The sequence below is a fragment of the Streptomyces sp. NPDC059009 genome, from assembly GCF_042740175.1.
In the GTDB taxonomy this organism is placed as follows: Bacteria; Actinomycetota; Actinomycetes; order Streptomycetales; family Streptomycetaceae; genus Streptomyces.
In genome coordinates this window covers 26,646-50,002 of record NZ_JBHYJB010000046.1, presented here as the reverse complement: position 1 = coordinate 50,002, position 23,357 = coordinate 26,646, and the positions used below count along the sequence as shown (strand labels likewise).

Genomic DNA, 23,357 nt, shown 5'->3' with positions numbered 1-23,357 from the left:
AGAGTGGTTCGGGGTGTCAGGTGGCCGGGGTGGGGACCAGGTGGCGGCCGGCGGGGCGCAGGCCGTCGAGGGCGGCGACGGCGGGGGCCAGGGCGGCCGTCGCGAGGACCAGACAGCCGCGCCGGTCACCGGTCTCGGCGGCGGCGCGGGTGGCCGGGTAGAAGGGCCGCCAGCCCGGCAGTTCGGGGAGGTAGTCCAGGTTGAGCGGGGCGCCGCCGTACCGGGTGTAGGCGTAGCCGGGGTCGTCGTGCACCTGGAAGTCGTCGATCATCACGACCGCGCGGGGCCAGCGGGCGTGGATGATGCGCAGCTCGTCGTGGCGCGGGACGTCCTCGCCCCAGTGCGCGTCCAGGTAGCAGAAGAGGGTGGGGGCGCCGGGCCGGGCGGCGAGTTCGCGCAGCAGGTCCCGGGAGTCGCGGTGGTGGACCGTGACGGACGGGTGGGTGGCGCAGCGCACGCGCGCGTAGCGGACGTAGCGCGGCGACACCTCGGCGGTGTGGACCGGCAGCCCGGAGACATCGCTGAGGAAGGTCGTGGTGACGCCCCGGTAGGTGCCGGTCTCGACGATCTCGTCGAAGGCGACGGCCCGCATCAGCTCGCGCACCAGGCGCTGGCGCGCCCCTTGGCCGTTCATCGGTCCGCCGTAGAAGCGCAGCGGGCGCAGCAGGTCGAGGCGGTAGCCGAGCGGGGCGGGCAGCAGGGAGTCGAGCTTGAGGCGGGCGCGTTCGCTGAGGCGCATGGCGGGCTCCGGGGGGAGGGGGAGGGGGAGAGGGATGCGGGCAGGGGCGTCAGTACGTGGGGTGTCACGGGGTTCAGTGCGAGGGGCCGTACGGGTTCGGTGCGCGAGGGGCATACGGAATCGCGGAGCCGTACGAGGTCAGTGCGCGCCCCGCGCGGTCAGCACCGCCGGGACCGTGCGGGCGAGGATGGCCAGGTCGAGGCGGAGCGAGCGGTGTGCCACGTAGTGCAGGTCGAGCCGGACCATCTCGTCCCAGGTCAGCGAGGACCGGCCGCTGACCTGCCAGAGGCCGGTCAGCCCCGGCGGCACCGCGAGGCGGCCGCGGGCGGGGCCCGTGTAGCCGGAGTCGGTGAGCGGCAGCGGGCGGGGGCCCACCAGGGACATCTCGCCGCGCAACACATTGACGAGCTGCGGGAGTTCGTCGAGGGAGAGGCGGCGCAGGAGACGGCCCACGGGGGTGATCCGGGGGTCGTGGCGGAGCTTGAAGAGGTGGCCGTCCGCCTCGTTGCGGGCGGTGAGCGCCGCCCGTTCGGCGTCCGCGCCCGCGCGCATCGTGCGGAACTTCAGCATCTGGAAGGGGCGTCCGTCGCGGCCCGCGCGCGCCTGCCGGAACAGGACGCCGCCGGGGGAGGTCAGGGCGATCGCGGCGCAGATCAGAGCGGCGGGCAGGGCGGCGAGGAGCAGCAGAACCAGGCTCCCTGCGAGGTCGATGAGCCGCTTGGTCAGCATGCGCGGCGTCCTTTCGTGGGAAATCAGCGTGGTTTGTCACGAAAGATCCGTTTTAAGGCTAGGACTCTCTCACGATGTGCAGGGCCGGGTCGGGCGCCACGCGTGGCCGGACGGCACCAGAACCCCAGAGCGCGAGAGGTACGGGCATGCGGGCCGTAGTGACCGGAGGTGCCGGATTCCTCGGCTCCCATCTGTGCGAGCGACTGCTGGAGAGCGGGTACGACCACGTCGTCTGCGTCGACAACTTCCTCACCGGGAACCCCGAGAACATCGCGCATCTGACGGTCCGTCCGGGGTTCACGCTCCAGGGCTGCGACGTCATCCACGGCCTGGAGGTGGAGGGGCCCGTCGACGCCGTCCTGCACTTCGCCTCGCCCGCCTCCCCGGCCGACTATCTGCGCCACCCGCTCGCCACGCTCCGGGTCGGTGCCGAAGGGACCCGCCACGCACTGGAGTTGGCGACCGCGAAGGGCGCCCGGTTCGTGCTGGCGTCGACCTCCGAGGCGTACGGGGACCCGTTGGTGCACCCGCAGCCGGAGAGCTACTGGGGCCATGTGAACCCGGTCGGCCCGCGCGGCTGCTACGACGAGGCGAAGCGGTTCGCCGAGGCGATGGTCATGGCCTACCGGCGCCAGCGCGGCACCGACGCCGGGATCGTGCGGATCTTCAACACCTTCGGGCCGCGCATGCGCCCGGGCGACGGCCGCGTCGTGCCGACCCTGATCCGCCAGGCCCTGGACGGCGCCCCCCTCACGGTGACCGGCGACGGCTCCCAGACCCGCTCGCTCTGCTACGTCGACGACCTGGTGGACGGCGTGCTGCGGATGCTCGGCGCGGACCTCGCGGGCCCGGTCAACCTCGGCAACCCGCACGAGGTGACGATGCTCGAACTCGCCGGGTGGATCCGCGAACTCACCGGCTCCCGCGCGGAGATCGTCCTGGTGCCGCTGCCCGAGGACGACCCCAGGCGGCGCCGCCCGGACATCGCCCTGGCCGGCGCCGAGCTGGGCTGGACCCCCGCCGTCCCGGTCGCCGACGGGCTGCTGCGGACCATCGAGTGGTTCACGGAGCGCGCCGAACGCCCCGCCCACCTCGCCGAGGTCCCCGCCCCCGCCGCCCCCGAGGCCGGAATGGCGGTGTCCTGAGCCATGGGACGCGTACGACTGCCCCGGCCGTCTGGTCTGTCCCGGCTCCCCGGCCTGCCCCGGCTCTCCGGCCCGCGCCGCCCGAACCTGCGCCGCCTGTGGAAGGTCGCCGCCCTCGGCGCCGCCGTGGTCACCGTGGTGTCGGCCGTCGCCGCCTACGCCCTCTACCGCAAGTTCGACGGCAACATCCGCACCGACGAGTCCGTCGCCAGGGCCCTGGCCCTGCACAGCGCCGAGCGCCCCCGGGCCGCCCACGGCGAGGCCCGCAACATCCTCCTGATGGGCTCCGACTACACCGCCGAGCACGGCAACGGCCGCTCCGACACCACGATGCTGCTGCACCTGTCCGGCGACCGGAAGCGCGCCGAGATCATCAGCGTCCCGCGCGACCTCTACGCCGACATCCCCAGCTGTGCCACGCCGGGCGGCGGCCGCAGCAGGGCCCAGCGCGCCCAGTTCAACTGGGCCTACGAGTTCGGCGGCGCCGCCTGCACCATCCGCACCTTCGAGCGGCTCACCGGCATCCGCGTCGACCACCATCTGGTCCTGCAGTTCGCCGGGTTCAAGAAGATCGTGAACGCCGTCGGCGGCGTCGAGGTGAACCTGCCGAAGCCGGAGCGCGACCCCAATGTGGGGCTCGACCTGCCCGCCGGACGCCAGACGATCAAGGGCGACGACGCGCTCGCCTACGTACGGGCGCGGCAGTACGTCGGCGACGGCAGCGACCCCAACCGCATCCGCCGCCAGCAGGCGTTCCTCACCACCCTCGGCGAGAAGCTGCGCGGCTCCGGCGTCCTCGCCTCACCGACCCGCATCTACCCGGTCCTGGACGCGGCGACGTCCTCGGTCACCGCCGACTCCGGACTCGACTCCCTCGCCGAGCTCTACGGCATGGTCAAGCGGGTCCGCGCGGTGCCCCAGGAGGACATCGCCTTCCTGACGGTGCCCTACCGCACGGCGCCCGACGACGCCGACCGGCTGGTGCTCCAGCAGCCCGCCGCGTCCCGGCTCCTCGCCGCCGTCCGTGCGGACCGCCCTGCTCCGAAGGTCTGAGCACGGCGCGGCGGCCGCCCGAAACGGACGGACCGCCTCCATTCTCGACGCAATTCGAGACGCAATTCGAGCCGCAGTTCTCTCGACGCAGTCAGCCACGAGGAGCGCACATTGGATCTCCGCGGATTCCTGAAGGTACTCGCCAGACGCTGGCGGCTCAGCGCCCTCTGTCTGCTGCTCGGCATCGCCGGCGCGCAGACCGCCACCGCGCTGAGCACCCCCGAATACGAGGCCCGCACCCAGCTGTTCGTGGCCACCCGGGCCGGGGCGGGCAGCACCGAGCTCAACCAGGGGCAGAGCTTCTCGCAGGCCCGTGTCCAGTCGTACGCGGCGATCGTCGCCACCCAGCAGGTGACGCGGCCCGTGGTGCAGCGGCTGCACCTGCCGACCACTCCGGAGGAGCTGGCGACGCGCGTCACCGCCGAGGCGCCCCCCAACACGGTGCTCATCAACATCGCCGTCCGCGACACCGACCCGCGCCGCGCCGCCGCCACCGCCAACGCCGTGGCCACCCGCTTCAGTTCGGTCGTCGAGAGCCTGGAGACCCCCCGCCAGGCGCCCGCCGCCGAGCCCGGCATGCCCGCCCCCGCGGGCCCGCCCGTCTCCCCGGTCTCCCTCGGCACCACCGAGCGCGCCACCACCCCGCAGGAGCCGGTCAGCCCCAAGGCGCTGCTCAACCTCGCCGCCGGGGTCCTCGCCGGACTGCTCCTCGGCGCCGGGCTCGTGGTCCTGCGCGAGACCCTCGACACCACCCTCAAGTCCGGCGAGGCCCTCGGCGCGCTGACCGACCTGCCGGTGCTCGGCGCCATCCCGTACGACAAGGACGCCCCGCAGCAGCCCTTCGCGGGCGCGGGCGGCGGCCACTCGGCGCGCGCCGAGGCGTTCCGCAGGCTCCGCACCAATCTGCAGTTCGCCCAGGTCGACGACCGGCCCCGGGTGATCGCCGTGACGTCGTCGCTGCCCGGCGAGGGCAAGACCAGCACCGCGGGCAACCTCGCCCTCTCGCTCGCCGCGGCGGGCGTGGCCACCTGCCTCGTCGACGCGGACCTGCGCAAGCCGCGGGTGGCGCGGACGTTCGGACTGGTGCAGGACGCGGGCCTGACGACGGTCCTCATCGGCCGCGCGGGCGTCGAGGACGTCGTCCAGCAGGCCCCGCACGGACTCGCCGTCCTCGCCAGCGGCGCCGTGCCGCCCAACCCCACGGAGCTGCTCGCCTCCGAGCGCATGCGCGACGTCCTGCGGCAGCTCGCCGAGCGCTACGAGGTGGTCATCGTCGACACCGCGCCGCTGCTGCCCGTCGCGGACACCGTGGGCCTGGCCCGGCTCGCCGACGGCGCGCTCCTCGTCGTGCGCGCCGCCAAGACCACCCGCGACCAGGTGCGCGGCGCCGCCGAGTCGCTGGGCCGGGTCGGCGTGCGCACCCTCGGCACCGTGCTCAGCATGGCCGCGCTCCCCAAGGACAGCGGCTACGGCAGCTACGGCGACCTGCCCGCCCCCCGCCCCCCGGCGACCCGGCACCTGTCGCCGCCCGCGCCCGCGCTCTCCTACCTCGCGGGCGACAAGTGACCACGGAGGGGCAAGTGACCACGGACGGGCAAGCGGCCATGGAGGGGCAAGTGACCGGTGTGCCACGGGAGTTGACGCCAGACGGGCGCGCCGTCACCCGCGTGCTGTTCGTCTGCACCGGCAACCAGCACCGCTCCGTCCTCGCCGAACGGCTGCTCGCGCTCCGGCTCGGCGCGGACTCGCCGGTCCTCGTCGCCAGTGCGGGCACCCAGACGGAGCGGCGCCCCGGCATGGACGCCGCCACCCGCTCCGTCCTGGAGGAACGCGGCGGCGACGGCGCCGACTTCACCGCCCGGCCGCTCACCGAGGAGCTCGTCGACGGCGCCGACCTGGTGCTCGGCCTCGCACGCGAGCACCGCGAGGCGGCGGTGCGGCTCGCCCCGCTGGCGCTGCGGCGTTGCTTCACCCTGAAGGAGTTCCTGCGCCTCGCGTCCGCCACGGAGCCGGGGCCCGGCGTCATCGCCCGCGCCGCCGCCCGGCGCGGCACCGTCGCCGTGGTGCCCGCCGCCGAGGACGAGGTCGCCGACCCCTGGGGCGCCCCCTACGACGTGCTGCGCGCCTGCGCGGCGGAGCTCGACGACGCGGTCGGGCGGCTCGCGGGGCTGCTGGTGGGGGTGCGTGCGTGGTGAGCGTGCCCGACGTGCGCGTCCCTGGAGCGGCCGTGCCGGGCGTGGTGGCCCGGTTCGCGGGCCGGGCCCGGCAGCAGCGGTGGCGTGAACTCATGCTCAGATTCCCTGAGTTGAGCGAGATGGACGTGCTCGACCTGGGCGGGTCCGCCTCCTTCTGGCACACCGCCCCGGTGCGCCCGGCCTCCGTCACCCTCGTCAACACCGACCCGCACACGGTCCGCGACGAGGCCCCCTGGATGCGCGAGATCGTCGCCGACGCCTGCGAGGGAGTGCCCGGCGCCTACGACGTGGTCGTCTCCAACAGCCTCCTCGAGCACGTCGGCGGCCACGAGCGGCGCCGCCGCCTGGCCGACACGGTCCGCGCCGCCGCCCCGCGCCACTGGGTGCAGACGCCCTACCGCTACTTCCCGATCGAGCCGCACTGGAACTTCCCCGGCATGCAGTGGCTGCCGTTCCAGGCGCGCGTCCACGTGGCCCGGCACTGGCGGTACGGGCACATCAAGCCGGGCGGCCACGCCAAGGCGGTACGGGACGTGGCCGAGGTCGAGCTGGTGTCCCGCACCGAACTGCGGGACTACTTCCCGGAGTCGGAGATCTGGGAGGAGCGGTTCGCCGGGCTGACGAAGTCCCTGGTGGCGGTGGCGGGCGGGGTGCCGCTGCCGCCACCGCGCAGTCGTCGGGCGGCCGAGAAGGCGGCCAACCCGGCCCGGTAGACGGCGGGTTGGAGTCCGGACAGGGCCGTCTCGAAGCGCGCCGGGGTCGTCCGCGTCGACACCCGCAGCCGGCTCAGGCGCAGCGGGTGCCGGTCCGCCGGGTCGGTGAGGCGGTGGTCGTAGCGGAAGCCGGTGCGGTAGCCGAGCCCGGCGAGCAGCCGGTCGGCGCGGGCGTCGAAGTCGCCGTTGGGGTAGGCGAAGGAGCCCGGCGGGGTGCCCAGGTGGCCGGTGAGCAGCTCATGGGCGGCGGTGACCTCCTCGCGCACGACGGTGTCGGCGCAGCGGTCGAGGCGGGGGTGGGTCAGGGTGTGGTTGCCGATCTCGACGCCGCCGTCCCGGAGTTCGCGCAGCTCCTCGGGGGTGAGCTGGGGGCGGCGCGGGGCGCGGGGGAGGCGGGCGCGGGCGCGGCGGAACTCCTCGTACGGGAGCTGCTTGAGCGCGTACTGCTGGGCGTCGCTCAGCCCGTCCCACCAGAAGGGCTCGTCGGTGCCGACGAGCCCCGCGACGACGAAGCAGACGGCGGGGATCCCGCGCTCCCGGAGCAGCGGCAGTCCGTGGGTGAGGACGGAGCGCTCACCGTCGTCGAAGGTGACCAGGACCGCCCGCGCGGGCAGCGGCCGCCCCTCGTGCAGGGCCGCCTCGACCTGCCGCAGCGACACCGGGCACGCGCGCGCGTGCAGGTGGTCCAGCTGGGCGGCGAAGGCGGCCGGGTCCTCGACGCCGTGGTAGCCGAGCACCGCGAGGCGGCGGGCGGCGCGGCGCGTGAAGAGGGGCTGCGCCGGGGAGCGCAGGAGGGCGCGGTCGAGGCCGTGCCACTGCTCGTAGCGGAGGTAGAGGCCGACGCGGCGGTCGGTGGCGGTGCTCACCGGGACGTGCCCGTGGCCTGCGCGCGGGACGACGACGCCGGGGGTGCGGCGGCCGGCGGCAGGTACGAGGCGCCGTAGCCCGCGCCCGGGTGCCAGTGGTGGGCCGGGGCCTCGCGGAAGTGCAGGAAGGAGCGGCCCTCCCGCTCCGACCAGTGGGCCAGCTCCGGCCACAGGTGGCTGGTGGTGGACAGGACGAGCGCACCGGGCGCCAACGCACGTGTGGCGGCGGTCAGTTCGGCGCGCTCGTGCTCGGGGCCCACGTAGGTGTCGAGGAGCAGGAGGCCGGCGTCCCGCCCCGCGAGGTCGGCGAGGGCGGCCGCGGAGTCGCCGCACACGCGGTCGGTGACCTTCGCGTACGGGCCGTGCACCAGCTCTCCCGCGCGCGGGTCGACGTCGACGGTGGTGACGCGGCCTGTGCCGTTGCGCAGCAGGGCGGCGGCGACCAGCGTCGCGGTGATGCCCCGGTGGGTGCCGCAGTCGACGACGAGGGCGGGGCGCAGGGCCCGCACGGCGGCGTATGCGGCGGCCCTGCGTCCGTAGCGCACCAGGTGGTCGCAGGTCCTGCTGCGCGCGCCCGCCGCGAGCCGGGAGCGCAGGGACTCGCGCAGCGCGGCGTCGCCCTCCACCTCGTCGAGGTAGCCGCGGATCTCCTGGACGGGGCGGCCGGTGACGGTCGCGGTGAACCAGGCCAGGTGCTCGCGGTTGACCGGCTCCAGGTCGTACGTGAAGCAGGAGTTCTCGCGCGAGGTGACCAGCCAGCTCGCGGAGCGCCGCAGGACGTTCGCGTTGTAGCGGCCCACTACGGAGAGGCGGAGGGGGAGCGCGGCGAGGGCGGCGAGGGGGCTCGCGGCCAGGCGCCGGGTGAGGGGGGTGGGGTCCACGGGCTCAGAGTAGGAAGCCCCGGTGGGCAAAGCGGGCAGAAGGCTTGCGGCGCCTCGCCCGTGTCGCGTTCCTGCCTGTAAGAGCGGGATAAAAGTTGAGTGGCCTCGACTCAGGTCTGTTGACGATGTCCGATGGGTCATGCATCCTTGAGTCAGTTCCACTCAAGAAGGTATCTGGAGGAATCGAAATGGCACGTGCGGTCGGCATCGACCTGGGCACGACTAACTCCGTCGTCAGCGTTCTGGAGGGCGGTGAGCCCACCGTCATCACGAACGCAGAGGGCGCCAGGACCACGCCGTCCGTCGTCGCCTTCGCCAAGAACGGTGAGGTGCTCGTCGGCGAGGTCGCGAAGCGTCAGGCGGTCACCAACGTCGACAGGACCATCCGGTCGGTCAAGCGCCACATGGGCACCGACTGGAAGGTGGACATCGACGACAAGGGCTTCAACCCCCAGCAGATCAGCGCCTTCATCCTGCAGAAGCTGAAGCGCGACGCCGAGTCGTACCTGGGCGAGAAGGTGGCCGACGCGGTCATCACCGTCCCGGCGTACTTCAACGACTCCGAGCGTCAGGCGACGAAGGAGGCCGGCGAGATCGCGGGCCTGAACGTCCTGCGTATTGTCAACGAGCCGACGGCGGCCGCCCTGGCCTACGGCCTCGACAAGGACGACCAGACCATTCTCGTCTTCGACCTCGGTGGCGGCACCTTCGACGTCTCGCTGCTCGAGATCGGCGACGGCGTCGTCGAGGTGAAGGCCACGAACGGCGACAACCACCTCGGTGGTGACGACTGGGACCAGCGCGTCGTCGACTACCTGGTCAAGCAGTTCAACAACGGCCACGGCGTGGACCTGGGCAAGGACAAGATGGCGCTCCAGCGCCTCCGTGAGGCCGCCGAGAAGGCCAAGATCGAGCTGTCCTCCTCCACGGAGACCACGATCAACCTGCCCTACATCACGGCCTCCGCCGAGGGCCCGCTGCACCTGGACGAGAAGCTCACGCGCGCCCAGTTCCAGCAGCTCACGTCCGACCTCCTGGAGCGCTGCAAGACGCCGTTCCACAACGTCATCAAGGACGCCGGCATCCAGCTGAGCGAGATCGACCACGTCGTTCTCGTCGGTGGCTCCACCCGCATGCCCGCCGTCGCCGACCTGGTCAAGGAGCTGACCGGCGGCAAGGAGGCCAACAAGGGTGTGAACCCGGACGAGGTCGTCGCCATCGGCGCCTCGCTCCAGGCCGGTGTCCTCAAGGGTGAGGTCAAGGACGTCCTGCTCCTCGACGTGACCCCGCTGTCCCTCGGCATCGAGACCAAGGGCGGCATCATGACCAAGCTGATCGAGCGCAACACGACGATCCCGACGAAGCGTTCGGAGATCTTCACGACGGCCGAGGACAACCAGCCGTCGGTGCAGATCCAGGTCTACCAGGGCGAGCGCGAGATCGCGGCGTACAACAAGAAGCTCGGAATGTTCGAGCTCACGGGCCTGCCGCCCGCGCCCCGCGGCGTCCCGCAGATCGAGGTCTCCTTCGACATCGACGCCAACGGCATCATGCACGTGACCGCGAAGGACCTGGGCACGGGCAAGGAGCAGAAGATGACCGTCACCGGCGGCTCCTCGCTGCCGAAGGACGAGGTCGACCGCATGCGCCAGGAGGCCGAGCAGTACGCGGACGAGGACCACCGCCGCCGCGAGGCCGCCGAGTCCCGCAACCAGGGCGAGCAGCTCGTCTACCAGACGGAGAAGTTCCTGGCCGACAACGCGGACAAGGTCCCCGGCGAGGTCAAGACCGAGGTCGAGGAAGCCGTCACCGAGCTGAAGGAGAAGCTCAAGGGCGAGGACACGGCCGAGATCCGCACCGCCACGGAGAAGGTCGCCGCCGTCTCGCAGAAGCTGGGCCAGGCCATGTACGCCGACGCCCAGGGCGCGCAGGCCGCGGGTGGCGCCGAGGGTGCCGCTCCGGGCGGCGAGGCCCCGAACATGTCGAAGGACGACGACGTCGTGGACGCCGAGATCGTCGACGACGAGAAGCCCGGTGACGCGAAGGGCGGCGCCGCCTGATGACTGAGGAGACCCCGGGCCTCGGCGACGCCGAGCAGCCCGACGTCCCCTCCGGCGCCACCCCTGATGACGCGGCGCCGAAGGCCGCCGAGCCCTCCACCGAGGAGGGCCCGGCGGCCCCGGCCGGGGACGCAAGCCAGTCCGTCGGCCTGACCGCCCAGCTGGACCAGGTCCGTACCGCGCTCAACGAGCGCACCGCGGACCTCCAGCGGCTGCAGGCCGAGTACCAGAACTACCGCCGCCGGGTGGAGCGGGACCGGGTGACGGTGAAGGAGATCGCCGCGGCGAACCTCCTCACCGAGCTCCTCCCGACCCTCGACGACATCGGCCGCGCCCGTGAACACGGCGAGCTGGTGGGCGGCTTCAAGTCGGTGGCGGAATCCATGGAGACCGTCGTCGCGAAGCTGGGCCTCCAGCAGTTCGGCAAGGAGGGCGAGCCCTTCGACCCGACGATCCACGAAGCCCTGATGCACAGCTACGCACCGGACGTCACCGAGACGACCTGCGTGGCGATCCTGCAGCCCGGCTACCGGATCGGCGAGCGCACCATCCGTCCCGCGCGCGTGGCGGTGGCCGAGCCGCAGCCCGGCGCGCAGACGGTCAAGGAGGACGGCGAGGCCGCCTCCGCGGGCGAGGCGGACGAGAAGAAGGAGACCGGTGGCCCGGACGAGGGCTGACGGCACTGAGATGAGTGAGGAGGGACGTCGAGGCCGATGAGCACCAAGGACTTCATCGAGAAGGACTACTACAAGGTCCTCGGCGTCCCCAAGGACGCCACCGAAGCCGAGATCAAGAAGGCGTACCGGAAGCTCGCACGCGAGAACCATCCGGACGCCAACAAGGGAAACGCGAAGGCGGAGGAGCGCTTCAAGGAGATCTCCGAGGCGAATGACGTCCTCGGCGACCCCAAGAAGCGCAAGGAGTACGACGAGGCGCGTGCTCTCTTCGGCAACGGCGGCTTCAGGCCAGGCCCCGGCGGCGCCGGCGGCGGCACGTTCAACTTCGACCTGGGCGACCTCTTCGGAGGCGGCGCCCAGGGCGGCGGTGGGGCGGGCGGCGCCGGCGGCTTCGGCGGCGGGCTCGGTGACGTCTTCGGGGGCCTGTTCAACCGGGGCGGCGGTGGCGCGGGGACGCGTACGCAGCCGCGCCGCGGCCAGGACATCGAGTCCGAGGTCACGCTCAGCTTCACGGAGGCGGTGGACGGCGCGACGGTCCCGTTGCGCATGTCGTCCCAGGCCCCCTGCAAGGCGTGCTCGGGCACGGGCGACAAGAACGGCTCACCGCGCGTGTGTCCCACATGCGTGGGCACCGGCCAGGTGTCGAGAGGAGGCGGCGGCGGCTTCTCGCTCACCGACCCCTGCGTGGACTGCAAGGGCCGCGGGCTGATCGCCCAGGACCCCTGCGACACCTGCAAGGGCTCGGGCCGCGCGAAGTCCTCGCGCACGATGCAGGTCCGCATCCCGGCGGGCGTCTCGGACGGCCAGCGCATCCGCCTCCGCGGCAAGGGCGCTCCCGGCGAACGGGGCGGCCCGGCAGGCGACTTGTACGTCGTCGTCCACGTCGACGCCCACCCGGTCTTCGGCCGCAAGGGCGACAACCTCACGGTGACGGTGCCGGTGACGTTCGCGGAGGCCACGCTCGGCGGCGAGGTCAAGGTCCCGACCCTCGGCGGCCCGCCCGTGACCCTCAAGCTGCCACCGGGGACGCCCAACGGCCGTACGATGCGGGCCCGCGGCAAGGGCGCGGTCCGCAAGGACGGCACCCGCGGCGACCTCCTGGTGACGGTGGAAGTAACGGTTCCCACTTCCCTCACCGACTCGGCGAAGGAAGCACTGGAGTCGTACCGGAAGGCGACTGCGGGCGAGGATCCGCGGGCAGAACTGTTCCAGGCCGCGAAGGGAGCGTGACGGAAAGTGGACAGGGACGGCCGCCGACGCAACCCCTACCAACTGACCGACGAAACCCCGGTGTACGTCATCTCGGTGGCGGCACAGCTGAGCGGGCTGCATCCGCAGACACTCCGCCAGTACGACCGCCTGGGCCTGGTCTCCCCCGACCGCACCGCGGGTCGGGGCCGCCGCTACTCGGCCCGCGACATCGAACTGCTCCGTCAGGTGCAGCAGTTGTCGCAGGAAGAGGGCATCAACCTGGCCGGCATCAAGCGCATCATCGAGCTGGAGAACCAGGTCGCCGCGCTCCAGTCCCGCGTCGCGGAGCTCTCCGCGGCCGTGGAGGGAGCCGCCGCCGCCATGCAGCAACGTGAGGCGGCGGTACACGCCTCGTACCGTCGCGACCTGGTGCCGTACCAGGATGTGCAGCAGACGAGCGCGCTGGTGGTGTGGCGCCCGAAGAGACCGGGCGACTAGCAGTCCTCTGCGTATGAGGGGCCGGGAGGCGGGAACCTCCCGGCCCCTTCGCGCGTTGCGGAGGGCGACCTGATCGCTTGATCACCTGATCGTTGTGGGGGAAGTGAGCAACGCATGGCCATGGTGGGCCTGTTCTGGATCGCCGAGGGCGATGTGTACGTGGGCGCGAAGCCGTCGGGCCTGGCCCCCGGCGTCCGCCTGACACCGGAGGGTGTGGTGGCCCTGGGCCACAACCAGTCGGGCCTGTGGCTGTGGGAGGACGTGCACGCCCTGACGGTGGCGGACATCCCCGTGAAGTCCCTGAAGCGCCAGGTGGGCGCGGTGGTGGACCTGGCCCTCACGGTCGGCCTCGGCGGCGCGGACGAGGCCCCCGCGATGACGGTGTGCGTGGAGTCCCCGGACGGCGAGGAACACGAACTGACGGCGTACGTCGCCGCGGCCACGGGCTACTCCCAGACCGAGGTCGACCTCTCCCGCACGCTCCTGTCCCGCCTGGCGGAGGGCGCCGCGACGATGTCCACGACGCTGGCGTCCATGTCGGAGTGGGGCCGCGCGTGGGAGGGCGGGTCGCCCCGGGGGGCTGAGCGGGTGGGGTTGCTGCGGGGGTGGGTGGGATAGCCGAGGGGCGCACTCCGACGTCCCCGTGGCCTGCCGGACGGGCGCGCCACGGCGCAGGTCAGCGGTCTTGCTTGAGGATGCCGGACTCGCCGATGAGGTAGCCGAGCTGGGCGCGGCTCTCGCTGCCGAGGGTGGCGGCGAGTTTGGCGATGTGGACGCGGACGGTGCGGACGTTCATGCCGAGTCGGGTGGCCATCTCCGCGTCGGTGAGGCCCTCGATGAGGAGGGTGGCTATGGCCCGCTGGCGGGGGGTGATGCCGCCCGGTTCGGTGGGCTGCGGGGCCGCGTAGGGGTACATCGGGGTGGCCAGTCGCCAGAGGCGCTCGAAGGTGGTGACGAGGTAGTCGACCAGGGCCGGGTGGCGGAGTTCGAGGGCCATCGTGTCGCCCTTGTGGGCGGGGATGAAGGCGATGGTGCGGTCGACGACGATGAGCCGGTCCGTGACCTCGTCGAGGGTGCGGACCTCGACGTCCCCGTCCAGCTGCTCGTAGTGGGCGAGGACGGGCAGCGAGTGGCGGGAGGTGTGCTGGTAGAGGGTGCGCATGCGACAGCCCCGGGAGAGGAGGGCCTGTTCGCGGGCGAGCGTGTTGGCGAGGAGCTGGGGTGAGCGGTTGCCGCCGGGCTGGACCGTGAGGAGTTCCTCGCCGGCCTCGGACATGGCCTGGGTGATGGCCCCGTTGATGCGGGGGAAGCCGTCGAGGACGGTGACCGCGGGGGCCTCGTGGGCCGGGGTGCGGTACGCCTCGATGGCCATCAACGACTGGAACAGCGCCGACAGCTGGGCCTCTTGTGCGCGCTGCTGGGCGATGTCGGTCTCGATGGTGCGCATGAGCCGGGCCAGGACGGTGGTGGGGGAGGACGGGAGCAGCCAGTGCATGTCGTCCACGTCGGGATGGAGGAGGCCGAAGTCGATCAGGCAGGGGGCCCGGACGGCATCGTCTTTGCGGATGCGGCCTTCGCGGAGGGCGCGGGCGTAGACGGCGGCGCCTGCTTCGCAGAGTTCCTCGACTGGGTGCTCGGTGTGTTGCATCAGTGGTCCTGCTCCAGGATTCCCGACCGGCTCATGAGCAAGCCGAGTGGGGCTCGGCTGTGGGTGCCGAGGGTGGCGGCGGGTTTGGTGATGGCCTGTCGGTTGGGGGTGGGGCTGTTGGGGCTGTCGGGGGTGGGGGGTTGGAGGGTTGCTTGGGGGTACGTGGGGGCGGCGAGGTGCCCGAGACGGTCGAGGTGTCCGAGGCATCCCAGGTGTCCGAGGCGCCCGAGGCGTCCCAGGTGTCCGAGGCGTCCCAGGTGGTCGAAGACCGTGACGCATGGGGCCGGTACCGGCATCGCGTGCCGAGTCGTGTGCCGGTGGAGCGCGCGGATTCGGGCACCACGGCGCAGAAGAGCCTGCGCGACGGGGAAGGCGTCGGCTGCGTGGTTCGGCTTCCGGAAGCGGCAGTTGAGCAGGCACGGGGCGGGGGAGGTGCCCTGGCGGGGTTTGCGGCCTTCGCTGAGCGCACGGGCGTACGGACTCGCGCCGACTTCGCACAGCTCGTCGGCTCCGTGCGGGTGGTGCTCGGGCGCCACGGTTTCGCATCCTCCTTCGCTGACGCTGCCGGAGTTTATGCCTCGGGTAACCAGTTGACGGCGAGTAGGCGGGTGGTGGGTGCGGGGGGCACGTGCAGGTTGGCTTGATCTGGATGGTCGAGCAGTTGCTCAGCTGGTGTCGTTGTCCAGGATTCCGGACTTCGCTATGAGGTAGCCGAGTTGAGCCCGGCTGCCGCTGCCGAGAGCAGCCGCGATCTTGGCGATGTGGGCGCGACAGGTGCGGACGTTCATGCCCAGGCGGCGCGCTATGGCCTCGTCCACGAGACCTTCGATGAGGAGCCGGGCGATGGTGCGTTGCACCCCGGTGATGCCATTGGCGGTAGGGGCGTAGGGCACTTCTTCGAGGAGCGGAGTTGCTCGGCTCCACAGTTGTTCGAAGACCTTCGCGAGATAGGCGACCAGGCCGGGCTGGCGTATTTCCAGGGCGACTTGACGATCGTCGCGGGCAGGGATGAAGGCGATCGCGTGGTCGAATATGAGCAGCCGGTCGATCACCTCTTCCAGCGTCCGGATCTCCACGTTTCCCTGGGCGATGCGCTCCGCGTACGCGAGAGTTCCCTGGCTGTGCCGCACGGTGTGCTGGTACAGGGTGCGCATGGTGACGCCACGGTCCAGGACGGACTGTCCGCGCTTCAATGCCGCGTTGAGAGTGTTCTCGCTGCGGCCGCCGCCGGGCTGAACGGTGAGTACTTCGTAACGGCATTCCGCCGTAGCGCGCTCTATGGCTTCTTCGATCCTCGCGTCACCTTCGAGAACGGTGATCGCATGAGTCGTGGGCTCAGCTCGCGCGGTGATGGCCATGAATGGCTCGAAGATGTCGGTCAGTTCAACGGTGAGCCTTCGGCGTTCCTGAATCTCCCGCTCGATGGGGTGGAGACGCTGTGCGAGTGCGGCCGAGGGAGACACCGGGCGAAGCCAGCCGGGGTCGTCGGGGTCGGGGTGCAGCAGGGCCGACTCCACGAGGCAAGGAGTGGTCTCAGCCTCTGCGCGCGCCAGGCGGCCATCGCTCAGTGCGATGGCGTACAACCTCGATCCCTCATCACACAGTGGAGTTGAGGGGTGAGGATGTGTCGTTTTCGCCCGTGTTATGTCCAAATCTCCACCCCCCAGGGTCCTGAACGTGCAGGAACATGATGCATCCACTGTGTGGCTTTGACGTGCTCGATTAGGACATCGTCTTGTTGGAGCCGGGGGAGTGGAACCTACCAAGTGAGGACGAAGCCGACCATGTTTAAGAGCATGCTTCGCTCAGTGCTTGTCGCCGCCTTCTCCGTAGGGTTGGTCGTGGGCACGGTGAGTACGCTTGATTCAGCCCCGGATGGTGCGTCAGCGAGTACCTACTCCGTCTCCGCGACGCCTGGCGATATTGGCTGGAACGTGGGCCCGGCAGGGGCCGCGTCATGAGCACTCCTCCTGACGACCGCACCTTCCGCCGCGAAATGGCCACCGCCTACCGCTCCGGCTGGCACTTCATCGATCTCGTCACCGCCATCCCCGAGCAGGGCGACTCCCTCATGGTCACCCTCCTCGGCGAGCCCGTCGTTCTCGTTCGCGACGAGGACGACGAAGTGCGCGCCTTCCGGTGCCTGCGCCGCCCCCGCGGCGCCCCGCAGCCCGTGCGCTGTGCCATCCGGTACGGGATGGTCTTCGTCAACCTGGACCAGCGCGATCACGAGCTGGTCGGTGAGCGGCGTGGGCGCGGGCCGCGCTCCGAGTCCGCTCTGCCCACAACTGCCACCCCCCGCAGTGCCTGACGCGATTCCCCCGTCGTTGTAAATCGCGCAGGCGCTTCCCCCAGCAGCGGCGCCACCGTGGACCTGAACACGGTGGCGCCGCTGTGGTGTGTGCGGCCCGCGTTCTGAGGTCAGGGAGGCCAGGGAGGTCAGGGAGACTGCAAGGACCTGTGCCCCATCGCCCGGTCCAGCACGATCGCGATCACCACCCGGTCCGGGTTCGGCGACGGCACCCTCCCGTACCGCTCCTCGTAGCGCCGTTCCCCCTCGGCCACCTCCGCCGGATCCGTCCGCACCTCGGCCCGTCCCTCCAGCGTCGCCCACACCCTCCCCTCCACCTGGCAGACCGCCACCCGCGCACCTGGACCGCCCGGGCCGCCGGGGCCGTCCACGCCCGAGGCTGCCAGGACGTTGGTGACCTTCTTGCTGGACTTGTTCGCGAGGACGCGGGCGAGGCCGGCCTCCGGGTCGTACGTCACGCCGACCGGCACCACGTGCGGGGTGCCGTCCGGGCGGGGCGTCGTCAAGGTGCACAGGTGCCGCTCCCGCCAGAAGCTGAGGAACGGGGTACTCGGGTCTCGCGGGTCGATGGCCATGAGCGGGAACCTAGCTCTCCGGGACCTAGGTCCCTTCAGCCACCTCCTTGAGTGGAATAGGCTCAACTTTGTGTACGTTAGGTAAGTCATAGGCGTGGTGCCGTGGAGAGGTCTCAGGAGGAGAAGAGCAACGTGGACGCAGAGCTGACCAACAGGAGCCGGGACGCGATCAACGCGGCGACCAGTCGCGCGGTGAAGGACGGGCACGCGGACCTGACCCCCGCGCACCTGCTGCTCGCACTGCTGGAGGGGCAGGACAACGAGAACATCACCGACCTGCTCGTCGCCGTCGAGGCCGACCAGGCCGCCGTGCGCGCCGACGCCGAGCGGGCCCTCGGCGCACTGCCCAGCGTGACCGGGTCGACCGTCGCCCCGCCGCAGCCCAGCCGCGAGATGCTGGCCGTCATCGCCGACGCCGACCAGCGGGCCAAGGAGCTGGGGGACGAGTTCCTCTCCACCGAGCATCTGCTCATCGCCACCGCCGCCAAGGGCGGGAGCGCCGGTGAGATCCTGAACAAGCACGGGGCGTCGGCGAAGAAGCTGCTGGACGCGTTCGAGAAGAGCAGGGGAGGGCGGCGGGTGACGACACCCGACCCGGAGGGGCAGTACAAGGCGCTGGAGAAGTTCGGGACCGACTTCACCGCGGCCGCGCGCGAAGGCAAGCTTGATCCTGTCATCGGGCGGGACCAGGAGATCCGTCGTGTGGTTCAGGTCCTGTCCCGGCGTACCAAGAACAACCCCGTCCTCATCGGAGAGCCCGGCGTCGGCAAGACCGCCGTCGTCGAAGGGCTCGCCCAGCGCATCGTCAAGGGAGATGTGCCCGAGTCGCTGCGCGACAAGCGGCTGGTCTCGCTGGATCTGGGGGCGATGGTGGCCGGGGCCAAGTACCGGGGTGAGTTCGAGGAGCGGCTGAAGACCGTCCTCTCCGAGATCAAGGAGAGCGACGGGCAGGTCATCACCTTCATCGACGAGCTGCACACCGTCGTGGGCGCGGGCGCGGGCGGAGATTCCGCCATGGACGCAGGCAACATGCTCAAGCCCATGCTGGCGCGTGGTGAGCTGCGCATGGTGGGCGCCACCACCCTCGACGAATATCGCGAGCGGATCGAGAAGGATCCCGCCCTGGAGCGCCGCTTCCAGCAGGTCCTCGTCGCCGAGCCGTCCGTCGAGGACTCCATCGCCATCCTGCGCGGGCTCAAGGGGCGTTACGAGGCGCACCACAAGGTGCAGATCGCCGACAGCGCGCTGGTCGCCGCCGCCGCGCTCTCCGACCGCTACATCACCTCCCGCTTCCTGCCGGACAAGGCCATCGACCTCGTCGACGAGGCCGCCTCCCGGCTGCGCATGGAGATCGACTCGTCCCCCGTCGAGATCGATGAACTCCAGCGCTCCGTGGACCGGTTGAAGATGGAGGAGATGGCGCTGGCCAAGGAGACCGACCCGGCCAGCCGGGACCGCCTCGCCAAGCTCCGCCGCGACCTCGCGGACAAGGAAGAGGAGCTGCGCGGGCTCAACGCCCGCTGGGAGAAGGAGAAGCAGTCCCTCAACCGCGTCGGTGAGCTCAAGGAACGTCTCGACGAGCTGCGCGGGCAGGCCGAACGCGCCCAGCGTGACGGGGACTTCGACACCGCCAGCAAGCTGCTGTACGGGCAGATCCCGTCCCTGGAGCGGGAGTTGGAGGAGGCCAGCGAGGCCGAGGCCCAGCAGGAGGCCGCCAAGGACACCATGGTCAAGGATGAGGTCGGGCCCGACGACATCGCCGATGTCGTCGCCGCCTGGACCGGGATTCCCGCCGGGCGCCTCCTGGAGGGCGAGACGCAGAAGCTGCTGCGCATGGAGGACGAGCTCGGCAAGCGCCTCATCGGGCAGAGCGAAGCCGTGCGTGCCGTGTCCGATGCCGTGCGGCGCACCCGCGCGGGCATCGCCGATCCGGATCGGCCCACCGGGTCCTTCCTCTTCCTCGGCCCGACGGGCGTGGGCAAGACCGAACTCGCCAAGGCCCTCGCCGACTTCCTCTTCGACGACGAGCGGGCCATGGTCCGCATCGACATGAGCGAGTACAGCGAGAAGCACAGTGTGGCGAGGCTGGTCGGGGCTCCGCCCGGATACGTCGGCTACGAGGAGGGCGGCCAGCTCACCGAAGCGGTGCGGCGGCGGCCGTACTCCGTCGTCCTGCTCGACGAGGTGGAGAAGGCCCATCCGGAGGTCTTCGACATCCTGCTGCAGGTCCTGGACGACGGGCGGCTGACCGACGGGCAGGGGCGCACCGTCGACTTCCGCAACACCATCCTCGTCCTCACCTCCAACCTGGGCAGCCAGTTCCTGGTCGAGCCGCTCAGCACGGAAGAGGAGAAGAAGCAGCAGGTCCTCGAGGTGGTGCGGGCCTCCTTCAAGCCGGAGTTCCTCAACCGGCTCGACGACCTCGTCGTCTTCTCCGCGCTCACCAAGGACGAGCTCGCCCACATCGCCGAGCTCCAGATCGGCCGGCTCGCCAGGCGCCTCGCCGACCGCCGCCTGACCCTCGACGTCACGCCCGAGGCCCTGGCCTGGCTCGCCGACGAGGGCAACGACCCGGCGTACGGGGCGCGGCCGCTGCGCCGCCTCATCCAGACGTCCATCGGCGACCGGCTCGCCAAGGAGATCCTGGCGGGCGAGGTGAAGGACGGGGACACGGTCCGCGTCGACGCCTTCGGGGACGGACTGATCGTGGGACCGGCCACGGGCAAGTCGCTGTAGCCAGTCCCCCCGTAACCAATCCCCGTAACCAGTCCCCGTGACCAATCGCTGTCCGCAGCGGGCGAACGGCCGAAACCCGGTGGAGAGGGACCCGGGCTTGCCCCCGGGGCCCCTTCCTGGGAGAGGATGGGCGCATCCATACGAAGGGACCAAGCACGTGAGCATCGACCCGTCCTCGATTCCGAATTTCGGGGGACAGCCCGAACCGCAGCAGGGCGCAGGACCGGCGGGCCCCGTCGTCCCCGACCAGGACCTGGTGAAGCAGCTCCTGGACCAGATGGAGCTCAAGCACGTCGTCGACGACGAGGGTGACCTCGCGGCGCCGTGGGAGGAGTTCCGTACGTACTTCATGTTCCGTGGCGAGGACGACCAGCAGGTCTTCTCGGTGCGGACCTTCTACGACCGGCCGCACCAGATCGAAGACAAGCCGCAGCTGCTCGAGTCGATCGACGACTGGAACCGGCGCACGCTCTGGCCGAAGGTCTACAGCCACACCCACGACGACGGCACGGTCCGCCTCATCGGCGAGGCCCAGATGCTGATCGGCACCGGTGTCTCGCTGGAGCACTTCGTGTCGTCGACCGTCAGCTGGGTGCGGGCCGCGATCGAGTTCGACCGCTGGCTCGTGGAGCAGCTGGGTCTTGAAGAGGACGTCGACTCCGCCGAGGGTGACGAGAAGTCTGACGACGAGGGCTGATCCCCCGTTTTACAAGGGCATATCGGCGATCGCGACCAGATACGTCCCGTACGCCAGCGAAAGCCCGGCCAGGGCGCCCACCACCAGGTGGGCGGACCTGCGCCGGGCTTTTGTGAGTGCGCAGGCGAGCGGGAGGAGGAGCGGGAACGCGGGCAGCAGGAAGCGGGGCTTCGACTCGAAGAAGCCGGAGCCGCCGACCGTGATCAGGAGCAGCACGCCCGTGTAGACCGCGAGGGCGAGCGGGGGCCGGTCGGCGAGCAGGAGCGCGTACAGCAGGACCGCCGCCGCCACCAGGACCAGCGTCATGGAGAAGACGAAGCGGTCGCCGTCCAGGAGGACGTGTTTGGCGAAGGCGAGGGAGCCCGCGCCGAAGTCGAAGCGGGAGCCCCACTCGCGCTGCACCGTGAAGTAGCCGCCGAGCGGATCGCCGGCGCGCACGCCCACCCACAGGACGTACGCCGCCCAGCCGAGCGGCGCGAGCGCGGCACCCGCCCAGAGGCGGCCCGCGACCCGGCCGCGCCGGCGCCCGATCTCGTACGCGGCCGTGGCGAGGACCGCCGCCGCCACCGCGAAGCCATTGGGCCGGGACAGCCCGGCGAGCGCCGCGAGGGTGCCCGCCCAGAGCCAGCGGCCGGTGAGGAGCGCGTACAGGGACCAGGCGGCGAACGCCGTCAGGACCGGCTCCGTGTACGCGAGGGACAGGATCACCGAGTGCGGGAGCAGGGCCCAGAGGGCGACCAGGAAGGTCGCGGTGCGGGGGCCGCGCAGCCGGGCGGCGAGCAGGTAGATGCCGTACGCGGAGAGGGCCGCCGCCAGCCAGGACAGGAGCAGTCCCGCGGCGCCGGAGCTGAGCGGCGTGACGGTCGTGACGGCGCGCACCAGGGCCGGGTAGAGGGGGAAGAAGGCCAGGTCGCTCTGGGTGACGTCGGGGCCGAAGTGGAGGGTGCGGCCGTAGCCGTGGGCGGCGATGCCGAGGTACCAGCGGGAGTCCCAGGAGCGGCCGAGCAGCCGGAAGGTGTCCTGGTGGGTGAGGTGCGCGGCGACGGCGACCGCGACGAGGCCGGTCAGCCGGGCGGCGGCGAAGACGCCGAGGGCGTGGGCCGCCGCCGGGAGCCGGGTGCCGGGGCGGCGGCCCGCGGCGTGCTCGGGCTTCTCGTCGGGCCGCTCGCCGGTCTTCTTGCCGGGGGTGGGGACCAGAGTGGTGCTCAGGTGCGTCACATAGGCACCCTGCGCCCCCGGCGCGGGCCGCGCGACTCGGGCAGAGCCGGACGGGAGACGGAGCGTCCCCGTACGAGCTACAGGGACTTGAGGCGGGCCGCCGCCTCCTCCAGGACGGACGTCTGCTTGCAGAACGCGAACCGCACGAAGGGGGCGCCGGTCTCCTTGTGGTCGTAGAAGACCGCGTTCGGGATCGCCACCACGCCGATCCGCTCCGGCAGCGCCCGGCAGAACGCGAAGCCGTCGCTCTCGCCGAGCGGCCGGATGTCGGTGGTGATGAAGTACGTGCCCTGCGGGCGGTAGACCTCGAAGCCCGCCTCGGTGAGCCCGGCGGCGAGCACGTCCCGCTTGGCGCGCATGTCCGCGCGGAACGACGCGAAATAGCTGTCCGGGAGCGCGAGCGCCTCGGCGACCGCGTACTGGAAGGGACCCGAGGAGACATACGTGAGGAACTGCTTCGCCGAGCGGACGGCGGTCACGAGCTCGGGCGTCGACGTCACCCAGCCGACCTTCCAGCCGGTGAACGAGAACGTCTTGCCCGCCGAGCCGATGGTGACGGTGCGCTCGCGCATGCCGGGGAACGAGGCGAGCGGGATGTGCTCGGCCTCGTCGAAGACCAGGTGCTCATAGACCTCGTCGGTGATCACCAACAGGTCGCGCTCCACGGCGAGTTCGGCGATCGCGGTGAGCTCGGCGCGGGTCAGGACCGTGCCGGTCGGGTTGTGCGGGGTGTTGAGCAGGAGGAGGCGGGTGCGGTCGGTGACCGCGTCGCGCAGCTCGTCGAGGTCGAGGCGGAAGCGTCCCTCGCCGGGGCGGAGCGTCACCGGGACGCGCCGGCCGCCCGCGAGCGCGATCGACGCCGCGTACGAGTCGTAGTACGGCTCCAGGGCGATGACTTCGTCGCCGGGCTCCACCAGGGCGAGCAGGGAGGCGGCGATCGCCTCGGTGGCGCCCGCGGTGACGAGGACCTCGCGGTCCGGGTCGTAGGCGAGGCCGTAGACGGCGGACTGGTGGGCGGAGACGGCCTGGCGCAGCTCGGGGACGCCGGGGCCCGGCGGATATTGGTTGCCGCGGCCGTCGCGCAGTGCGCGCACCGCCGCCTCGCGGATCTCCTCGGGCCCGTCCGTGTCGGGGAAGCCCTGGCCGAGGTTGATGGCCCCGGTCTGCACGGCGAGCGCCGACATTTCGGCGAAGATCGTCGTACCGAACTCGGCGAGACGGCGGTTGAGCAGCGGTCGGCCGCTCGCCGACGTGCCGGATGTGCTCGCTGACGTGCCGGAAGTGGAGGTCATGGCGGCCATCCTGCGCCGAACCTCTGGACTTCCTCAACTCTGCTTTGGCGCCGCGTGGCCGAGGGCATCTGCTTGTCACGCAAGAAGGCACCAAGTACCGCAGCAAGCAAGGCACCAAGGACGTGCCACTACG

At 71.5% G+C, this 23,357-nt stretch carries 22 protein-coding genes; 12 read left to right on the top strand and 10 right to left on the bottom strand.

The genetic code is table 11. The features are described 5' to 3' along the window. Positions 1–16 precede the first annotated feature (16 nt). On the bottom strand, positions 17–739 hold the full coding sequence (locus tag ACFWYM_RS36095; protein WP_384846925.1) for a hypothetical protein: 723 nt from the start codon (positions 737–739) through the stop codon (positions 17–19). A 138-nt stretch (positions 740–877) separates the two neighbouring features. Then, positions 878–1,468, bottom strand: coding sequence for a sugar transferase (locus ACFWYM_RS36090; protein WP_384846923.1), 591 nt, complete (start codon positions 1,466–1,468; stop codon positions 878–880). A gap of 146 nt (positions 1,469–1,614) precedes the next feature. On the opposite strand from ACFWYM_RS36090, the gene ACFWYM_RS36085 reads away from it, so the two are divergent. The 4 genes from ACFWYM_RS36085 to ACFWYM_RS36070 all read left to right on the top strand — a co-directional run bounded on the left by ACFWYM_RS36085 (position 1,615) and on the right by ACFWYM_RS36070 (position 5,861). Further along, on the top strand, positions 1,615–2,613 hold the full coding sequence (locus tag ACFWYM_RS36085) for a UDP-glucuronic acid decarboxylase family protein (RefSeq protein ID WP_384846921.1): 999 nt from the start codon (positions 1,615–1,617) through the stop codon (positions 2,611–2,613). 3 nt (positions 2,614–2,616) lie between these two features. Beyond that, a complete protein-coding gene (locus ACFWYM_RS36080) occupies positions 2,617–3,666 on the top strand; it encodes an LCP family protein (protein ID WP_384846919.1) in 1,050 nt (349 codons plus the stop codon). Between the two features lie 111 nt (positions 3,667–3,777). Then, positions 3,778–5,232: a polysaccharide biosynthesis tyrosine autokinase gene (locus ACFWYM_RS36075; protein ID WP_384846917.1), complete on the top strand. Its 1,455-nt coding sequence runs from the start codon at positions 3,778–3,780 to the stop codon at positions 5,230–5,232. Positions 5,233–5,282: 50 nt separating this feature from the next. Continuing rightward, on the top strand, positions 5,283–5,861 hold the full coding sequence (locus ACFWYM_RS36070) for a low molecular weight phosphatase family protein (RefSeq protein WP_384846915.1): 579 nt from the start codon (positions 5,283–5,285) through the stop codon (positions 5,859–5,861). Between the two features lie 574 nt (positions 5,862–6,435). Here ACFWYM_RS36070 and ACFWYM_RS36065 read toward each other — a convergent pair. Both ACFWYM_RS36065 and ACFWYM_RS36060 read right to left on the bottom strand, forming a co-directional pair. Continuing rightward, positions 6,436–7,440: a polysaccharide deacetylase family protein gene (locus tag ACFWYM_RS36065; RefSeq protein WP_384846913.1), complete on the bottom strand. Its 1,005-nt coding sequence runs from the start codon at positions 7,438–7,440 to the stop codon at positions 6,436–6,438. After that, positions 7,437–8,321 carry a class I SAM-dependent methyltransferase gene (locus ACFWYM_RS36060; protein WP_384846911.1) on the bottom strand — a complete coding sequence of 295 codons (885 nt, stop codon included), beginning with the start codon at positions 8,319–8,321 and terminating at the stop codon, positions 7,437–7,439. The genes ACFWYM_RS36065 and ACFWYM_RS36060 overlap by 4 nt, the downstream gene beginning before the upstream one ends. Positions 8,322–8,509: 188 nt before the next feature. Between ACFWYM_RS36060 and dnaK the strand changes: the two genes are divergently transcribed. From dnaK to ACFWYM_RS36035, 5 genes are all read left to right on the top strand, one after another. After that, the gene (gene dnaK / locus ACFWYM_RS36055) at positions 8,510–10,381 is read left to right on the top strand and encodes a molecular chaperone DnaK (RefSeq protein WP_384846909.1); all 1,872 of its coding nucleotides are present in this window, start codon (positions 8,510–8,512) and stop codon (positions 10,379–10,381) included. After that, a complete protein-coding gene (grpE, locus tag ACFWYM_RS36050; protein WP_384846907.1) occupies positions 10,381–11,058 on the top strand; it encodes a nucleotide exchange factor GrpE in 678 nt (225 codons plus the stop codon). Before dnaK ends, grpE begins: the two co-directional genes overlap by 1 nt. 36 nt (positions 11,059–11,094) lie before the next feature. Continuing rightward, positions 11,095–12,288 carry a molecular chaperone DnaJ gene (gene dnaJ, locus ACFWYM_RS36045; RefSeq protein WP_384846905.1) on the top strand — a complete coding sequence of 398 codons (1,194 nt, stop codon included), beginning with the start codon at positions 11,095–11,097 and terminating at the stop codon, positions 12,286–12,288. Positions 12,289–12,294: 6 nt separating this feature from the next. Then, on the top strand, positions 12,295–12,747 hold the full coding sequence (locus ACFWYM_RS36040) for a heat shock protein transcriptional repressor HspR (RefSeq protein WP_384846903.1): 453 nt from the start codon (positions 12,295–12,297) through the stop codon (positions 12,745–12,747). 114 nt (positions 12,748–12,861) lie between these two features. Next, positions 12,862–13,365: a hypothetical protein gene (locus ACFWYM_RS36035; protein WP_384846901.1), complete on the top strand. Its 504-nt coding sequence runs from the start codon at positions 12,862–12,864 to the stop codon at positions 13,363–13,365. A 58-nt stretch (positions 13,366–13,423) separates the two neighbouring features. Here ACFWYM_RS36035 and ACFWYM_RS36030 read toward each other — a convergent pair whose 3' ends face one another. From ACFWYM_RS36030 to ACFWYM_RS36020, 3 genes are all read right to left on the bottom strand, one after another. Further along, entirely contained in the window at positions 13,424–14,395 is a 972-nt protein-coding gene (locus ACFWYM_RS36030) for a LuxR C-terminal-related transcriptional regulator (protein ID WP_384846899.1), read from the bottom strand. Further along, a complete protein-coding gene (locus tag ACFWYM_RS36025) occupies positions 14,395–14,931 on the bottom strand; it encodes a hypothetical protein (RefSeq protein ID WP_384846897.1) in 537 nt (178 codons plus the stop codon). Before ACFWYM_RS36025 ends, ACFWYM_RS36030 begins: the two co-directional genes overlap by 1 nt. A 129-nt stretch (positions 14,932–15,060) precedes the next feature. Continuing rightward, a complete protein-coding gene (locus ACFWYM_RS36020) occupies positions 15,061–15,978 on the bottom strand; it encodes a helix-turn-helix transcriptional regulator (protein WP_384846895.1) in 918 nt (305 codons plus the stop codon). Between the two features lie 374 nt (positions 15,979–16,352). Here ACFWYM_RS36020 and ACFWYM_RS36015 point away from each other — a divergent pair, with 374 nt between their 5' ends. Then, entirely contained in the window at positions 16,353–16,706 is a 354-nt protein-coding gene (locus ACFWYM_RS36015) for a hypothetical protein (RefSeq protein ID WP_384846893.1), read from the top strand. A gap of 128 nt (positions 16,707–16,834) precedes the next feature. Here the strand turns inward: ACFWYM_RS36015 and ACFWYM_RS36010 are convergent, their stop codons facing one another. Then, positions 16,835–17,281 carry a pyridoxamine 5'-phosphate oxidase family protein gene (locus ACFWYM_RS36010; RefSeq protein ID WP_384846892.1) on the bottom strand — a complete coding sequence of 149 codons (447 nt, stop codon included), beginning with the start codon at positions 17,279–17,281 and terminating at the stop codon, positions 16,835–16,837. A gap of 132 nt (positions 17,282–17,413) precedes the next feature. Here ACFWYM_RS36010 and clpB point away from each other — a divergent pair, with 132 nt between their 5' ends. Next, the gene (clpB, locus tag ACFWYM_RS36005) at positions 17,414–20,017 is read left to right on the top strand and encodes an ATP-dependent chaperone ClpB (RefSeq protein WP_384846890.1); all 2,604 of its coding nucleotides are present in this window, start codon (positions 17,414–17,416) and stop codon (positions 20,015–20,017) included. Between the two features lie 157 nt (positions 20,018–20,174). Next, a complete protein-coding gene (locus tag ACFWYM_RS36000) occupies positions 20,175–20,714 on the top strand; it encodes a YbjN domain-containing protein (protein ID WP_384846888.1) in 540 nt (179 codons plus the stop codon). 9 nt (positions 20,715–20,723) lie between these two features. Here the strand turns inward: ACFWYM_RS36000 and ACFWYM_RS35995 are convergent, their stop codons facing one another. Beyond that, complete coding sequence (locus tag ACFWYM_RS35995) at positions 20,724–21,932, bottom strand: glycosyltransferase family 39 protein (protein WP_384846886.1); 1,209 nt, start codon at positions 21,930–21,932, stop codon at positions 20,724–20,726. 77 nt (positions 21,933–22,009) lie between these two features. Further along, positions 22,010–23,233 (bottom strand): pyridoxal phosphate-dependent aminotransferase, encoded by a 1,224-nt coding sequence (locus ACFWYM_RS35990; RefSeq protein WP_384846884.1) that lies wholly within the window; start codon positions 23,231–23,233, stop codon positions 22,010–22,012. Positions 23,234–23,357 lie beyond the last annotated feature (124 nt).

Excerpts from the sequence above, each read along its gene's own strand:
- ACFWYM_RS36085 (WP_384846921.1), top strand. The coding sequence starts at position 1,615 with ATGCGGGCCGTAGTGACCGGAGGTGCCGGATTCCTCGGCTCCCATCTG.
- dnaJ (WP_384846905.1), top strand. The coding sequence starts at position 11,095 with ATGAGCACCAAGGACTTCATCGAGAAGGACTACTACAAGGTCCTCGGC.
- ACFWYM_RS36010 (WP_384846892.1), bottom strand. The coding sequence starts at position 17,281 with ATGGCCATCGACCCGCGAGACCCGAGTACCCCGTTCCTCAGCTTCTGG.
- ACFWYM_RS36030 (WP_384846899.1), bottom strand. The coding sequence starts at position 14,395 with ATGCAACACACCGAGCACCCAGTCGAGGAACTCTGCGAAGCAGGCGCC.
- grpE (WP_384846907.1), top strand. The coding sequence starts at position 10,381 with ATGACTGAGGAGACCCCGGGCCTCGGCGACGCCGAGCAGCCCGACGTC.
- ACFWYM_RS36090 (WP_384846923.1), bottom strand. The coding sequence starts at position 1,468 with ATGCTGACCAAGCGGCTCATCGACCTCGCAGGGAGCCTGGTTCTGCTG.
- ACFWYM_RS35990 (WP_384846884.1), bottom strand. The coding sequence starts at position 23,233 with ATGGCCGCCATGACCTCCACTTCCGGCACGTCAGCGAGCACATCCGGC.
- ACFWYM_RS36035 (WP_384846901.1), top strand. The coding sequence starts at position 12,862 with ATGGCCATGGTGGGCCTGTTCTGGATCGCCGAGGGCGATGTGTACGTG.
- ACFWYM_RS36080 (WP_384846919.1), top strand. The coding sequence starts at position 2,617 with ATGGGACGCGTACGACTGCCCCGGCCGTCTGGTCTGTCCCGGCTCCCC.
- ACFWYM_RS36095 (WP_384846925.1), bottom strand. The coding sequence starts at position 739 with ATGCGCCTCAGCGAACGCGCCCGCCTCAAGCTCGACTCCCTGCTGCCC.
- dnaK (WP_384846909.1), top strand. The coding sequence starts at position 8,510 with ATGGCACGTGCGGTCGGCATCGACCTGGGCACGACTAACTCCGTCGTC.
- ACFWYM_RS36015 (WP_384846893.1), top strand. The coding sequence starts at position 16,353 with ATGAGCACTCCTCCTGACGACCGCACCTTCCGCCGCGAAATGGCCACC.